This window comes from uncultured Caballeronia sp. (assembly GCF_964243625.1).
Taxonomy (GTDB): Bacteria; Pseudomonadota; Gammaproteobacteria; order Burkholderiales; family Burkholderiaceae; genus Caballeronia.
Genome location: NZ_CAXTGZ010000486.1, coordinates 1 through 4,617, shown reverse-complemented (window position 1 = coordinate 4,617; position 4,617 = coordinate 1). Strand labels below are relative to the sequence as shown.

Sequence of the window (4,617 nt, the reverse complement as noted above, 5' to 3'; positions counted from 1 at the left end):
TCGAGTCCCGAGTCGCCCGTCAGCAGCACGCCCATGCCGAGGATATCGAGAAACACGCCATGAAGCGTGGCGCGCGGCGCGAGGATCCGCGACATGTAGAGCCGCAGGCTGTCGATCACAGCTGCCGCCGACATGCGCGTGGTGAACAGCGGCGTGGACGAGCGCGTGCAGCGCAGAACCAGTTCCGGTGGCGCCCCGACTTCGCCCGCAACTACCAGGAAAGGCGGTTCTAGCGCGATCAGCTCGGCCATGTTGCGCGAGCGATCTTCGTCGGACTGACGCTGGTAATAGGTGATTTCGGCGTCGCCGAGCACCTGGATTCGGTTGGGGTGAATCAGGTTCAAGTGGCCGACCAGGTCGGCACTCGATGTTGCATTGGCGACCGTCTCTGTCGAGAAGCCGCGTTCCCAGCCTTCGTGACCCGTCAGCCAACTCAGTTTGAGCGCGGCCGCGTTGTCGTCGAAAATACTCTGGGCATTGATGCTGGACGTATCCATGAGGCCGGAACTCCGTGAGGGGCCGCGAGCGCTGGGCGACCGAGAGGGCCGGGGTTGGCCCTTTCAGTGCTCCGCTCAATAGGACTGATTGTGCGCTAGAAGGGCCGCCGGCGCGAGAGGGCTGCTCGCGCCGTATGCGTGGTTTCGAGCAGATTTGACGGGTTCAGGCCTGCCATTGCGTGAGAAGCTGGTGCAGCGCCTCACGGTTTTCTTCGGTGTTCAGGCGTTCACGCGTGTCCCGATCGGACAATAACTGTGCAATCTCCGACAGGATTTCGAGGTGTTGCTGCGTGGCCTGCTCGGGCACGAGCAAAAAGATCAGCAGCGACACAGGCTGACCATCTGGCGACTCGAAGGCGATCGGCTCGGCGAGGCGCACGAAAGCGGCGAGCGGATGCTTCAGGCCCTTGATGCGTCCGTGGGGGATGGCAACGCCTTCGCCCAGACCGGTCGAGCCGAGGCGCTCGCGCGCGAAGAGATTGTCGGTAACGGTGCTGCGGCCAATGCCGTTCTGATTCTCGAAGATCAGGCCCGCTTGCTCGAATACACGTTTCTTGCTGGTGACGGACAGTCCGAGGACGACATTTTCGAGGGGAAGAAATTTGGCTAAACGATTCATGTTGGCAGGCAGATGCGTGGCCTGAATTCTCCTCACGGTGGCGACTTCAGAAGCTCGAAATGGCACTGAGCGCGCACGGCGATTTTGGTTAGGAATGCGCGGAAGACCCAATTTCAGCCTCGACCCGCTCGTTTCATTCCGATTAACAACCCCGGTATTACCCGGACCATTATAGAACAGCGTCATCAGCGATGGTGCGGCGCGCAATACGGCGCCAACGTTTGGTACCACCAACGCAACACCGCAACTGCCGGAGACAAAAAAGCCGCCTGCTGTCAGGCGGCTGCTGAGGGAAGGCGGGTCCGGTGCTACTTGTCCGAACCCGGCGCATCAGAAAAAACCTTCAAGCTGATGCGCTACCCACGCTTTCGATACAAACCTCTAAAACGTGCCCGGCAACTTACGGCGCAGGCGCTTCGCTTTCTTGCGGTTCGTACTTCATTGTTGCATGCGCATGGCCCTGGATCTTGTCCTTATGGCGCAGGACCTGCCGATCCAGCTTGTCGACCATCAGGTCGATTGCTGCGTACATATCAACGTCACAACTTTCGATGAAGATGTCCTTGCCCTTCAGGTGCAGGTTGATTTCGACCTTCTGCCGCTTGTCCTTTTCCCTATGATTGTCGACCGAGAGGACCACACTGCCGTCGATCACCTGATCGAAGTGCCGAAGCACTCTATCCAGTTTGGTGATCACATATTCTCGCAACGCAGGCGTCAATTCGAGATGGTGTCCACTGATCTGCAGATTCATAGTTGCTCTCCAAGCTAATGGCCGCCTGGTCGCTTGTGCGCTGCTGAAAACCGGTCGCTGCGCCCGTGGTTGGCCATTGTTGCTGATGGCTGAACGGATCGGGAACGCATCGGCCGGCTCGTTCGCGTGTTCGCGACGCGGCCGGTAAAGGCCCGCCGCAACATGCAGCGGGCTACAGAGACTTTCGCAGGTTCACTGCCGGAATTTTCAGGGCTTCGCGATATTTGGCCACCGTGCGGCGTGCCACCACGAACCCTTGTTCCGCCAGCAATTCGGCGATGCGGCTGTCTGAAAGAGGAGATTTTGAGTCTTCGGCTCCTATCAGTTGCTTGATGAGTGCCCGGATCGCCGTTGACGATGCCGCGCCACCCGTGTCGGTAGAAACGTGCGATCCGAAGAAGTACTTGAATTCAAGCGTCCCGAACGGGGTCAGCATGTACTTGCCGGTTGTCACACGTGAGACAGTGGATTCGTGTAAACCCAGCGTATCAGCAATCTCCCTCAAAACCAAGGGCCGCATTGCAATTTCACCGTGCGCGAAAAAGTTCTTCTGACGCTCCACAATTGCTTGCGCCACGCGAAGAATTGTCTCGAATCTTTGTTGAATATTCTTAATTAACCAGCGTGCTTCCTGCAGTTGCTGACGCAACGAACCGCTGCCCGGATCGCCGCGATTGTTGCGCAGAATATTCGCGTAAAGGTGATTGATTCGCAGCCGAGGGACGATTTCCGGATTCAATTCCGCAGTCCATCCGCTCGACATCTTGCGCACCAGAATGTCGGGAACCACGTAATCCGCCTCGCTCTTGCCGAACGCCGCACCGGGAAATGGTTCGAGCGAACGGATCAGCAGGTGGGCGTCCCGCAATGCGTCATCCGAGGCTTTGAGCTGCTTGCGAAGGCGCGTGAAATCGCGCGCGGCGAGCAGCTCGAGATGATGCATGACGATATCCAGCGCCAGCGTCCTGATAGGCGTCGATTCGAGCCTGAGAAGCTGCAGCTTGAGACATTCCGATGCCGAGCGCCCGCCGACACCCGGCGGATCGAAACTTTGCAGCAGTGCGAGCGCAGCGCTCAACTCGTCGAGATCGACTTCGAGTTCGTCGGGCAGGTCGGCCTTCACTTCATCGAGTGAGGACGTGAGGTAACCGTCTTCGTCGAGCGATTCGATCAGGAACGTGATCAGCGCACGATCGCGCTGATTGGCCTTTGTCATGCGCAACTGCGACATCAGGTGATCGCGCAGCGTGGTCGTGGATTCGTGGATTTGCAGCGGGGGCAGGTCATCGTCGTCCGAACCGCTGTTCGAGCGGCCGTAGTCCTCCAGGTTCCACGAACTGGAATCCGGGCCGTTGTCCGACGAACTCATGCCGTTGTATTCGTCGACGCCCTGCGGTTCGCCGTTTTCCGAGCGCTCGGTCGTGCTGCTGCTCGACGACGTGCCGTTGCTCATCATGGGCTCGGGCGCGCTCACCGAAGCGCCTGTGGTGATCAGCGAGCCGTCCGCCGCCACGCGCAACGGACTGGTGGTCCAGTCGTCCTCGTTTTCGAGCAACGGGTTCTGCGCGACAGCCATCGCGACTTCCTGCTGCAATTCGAGCGTCGACAACTGCAGCAGCCGGATGGACTGCTGCAGTTGTGGGGTCAGCGCAAGATGCTGCGATAGGCGTAGTTGGAGGCTGGCTTTCATGGCAAGGTTTTAATCATTGTAGAGAGTTTGCCACGGGCGCGAAACCTCGCGGGGATCGGCCAAAAACAAGCGTGCCGCCCGCGGGCGGCACGTAAGAATTGCTGGCGGTGCTCCAGACCCCTGCTTTCCAGCCCATCGGGCTGGCGCCGGGCGCGGAGCCCACGCCGTCACATGCGGAAATGTTCGCCGAGATACACGCGTCGCACGCTCTCGTTTTCGATGATGTCGCTCGGCGCGCCGGCCGCGAGCACGCTGCCGTCGCTGATGATGTACGCGTGATCGCAAATGCCGAGCGTCTCACGCACGTTGTGGTCGGTGATCAGCACGCCGATGTTCCGCTGCTTCAGGAACTTCACGATCTTCTGGATTTCCAGCACGGCGATAGGATCGACGCCGGCAAACGGTTCGTCCAGCAGGATGAAAGCCGGATTGGTAGCAAGCGCGCGGGCGATTTCCACGCGACGGCGTTCACCGCCTGAAAGCGAGAGCGCCGGGTTCGCACGCAAATGTGCGATCTGCAGTTCGTCCAGCAAGGCTTCTGCACGATCCGTTATGGCTTGCTTGGAAAGCGGCTTGTCGTTCTCGCCGGTCTGCAGTTCGAGCACGGCGCGAATGTTCTGCTCGACGGTGAGCTTGCGGAAAACCGATGCTTCCTGCGGCAGGTAGGACAGTCCGAGGCGCGCTCGCTGGTGAATCGGCAACAGGCTGATGGACGTGCCATCGAGTTCGATTTCGCCGGCATCGAGCGGAACGAGGCCCACGATCATGTAGAACGAGGTGGTCTTGCCCGCGCCGTTCGGCCCGAGCAGCCCGACCACTTCGCCGCTTTTCACGTCGAGCGAGACGTCCTTCACGACCGTGCGCGAGCCGTAGCGTTTCTTCAGGTTGCGGACGGTGAGCGAACTGCTCGTGCCGGCCGGCTTACGATGAGGCATGGCGGGCGAATTCACGGCTGCTGCGTTCCTTGCATCTTGGTGGACGGCGTCAGGGTGGCCGGCGCGCCGGTCAGCGGCGCGGCGCCGCCGTTACGCGGGGCGAGCATGGCCCGCACGCGGCC

At 60.3% G+C, this 4,617-nt stretch carries 4 protein-coding genes and 2 pseudogenes; all 6 read right to left on the bottom strand.

From position 1 onward, the window contains the following. Positions 1-497: pseudogene (locus ACFFAR_RS25325) on the bottom strand (HPr kinase/phosphorylase); the annotation flags it as partial. 163 nt (positions 498-660) lie between these two features. Next, entirely contained in the window at positions 661-1,116 is a 456-nt protein-coding gene (gene ptsN, locus ACFFAR_RS25320; RefSeq protein ID WP_061998368.1) for a PTS IIA-like nitrogen regulatory protein PtsN, read from the bottom strand. A 400-nt stretch (positions 1,117-1,516) separates the two neighbouring features. Continuing rightward, on the bottom strand, positions 1,517-1,870 hold the full coding sequence (hpf, locus tag ACFFAR_RS25315) for a ribosome hibernation-promoting factor, HPF/YfiA family (protein ID WP_056357928.1): 354 nt from the start codon (positions 1,868-1,870) through the stop codon (positions 1,517-1,519). A gap of 172 nt (positions 1,871-2,042) precedes the next feature. Continuing rightward, a complete protein-coding gene (locus tag ACFFAR_RS25310) occupies positions 2,043-3,560 on the bottom strand; it encodes an RNA polymerase factor sigma-54 (RefSeq protein WP_061998369.1) in 1,518 nt (505 codons plus the stop codon). Positions 3,561-3,727: 167 nt separating this feature from the next. After that, a complete protein-coding gene (gene lptB / locus ACFFAR_RS25305) occupies positions 3,728-4,495 on the bottom strand; it encodes an LPS export ABC transporter ATP-binding protein (RefSeq protein ID WP_375508670.1) in 768 nt (255 codons plus the stop codon). Between the two features lie 11 nt (positions 4,496-4,506). Next, positions 4,507-4,617 (bottom strand): annotated as a pseudogene (locus ACFFAR_RS25300) (lipopolysaccharide transport periplasmic protein LptA); the annotation flags it as partial.

Bases quoted from the DNA above. Each gene is read 5' to 3' on its own strand.
- hpf (WP_056357928.1), bottom strand. From the start codon at position 1,870: ATGAATCTGCAGATCAGTGGACACCATCTCGAATTGACGCCTGCGTTG.
- ACFFAR_RS25310 (WP_061998369.1), bottom strand. From the start codon at position 3,560: ATGAAAGCCAGCCTCCAACTACGCCTATCGCAGCATCTTGCGCTGACC.
- lptB (WP_375508670.1), bottom strand. From the start codon at position 4,495: ATGCCTCATCGTAAGCCGGCCGGCACGAGCAGTTCGCTCACCGTCCGC.
- ptsN (WP_061998368.1), bottom strand. From the start codon at position 1,116: ATGAATCGTTTAGCCAAATTTCTTCCCCTCGAAAATGTCGTCCTCGGA.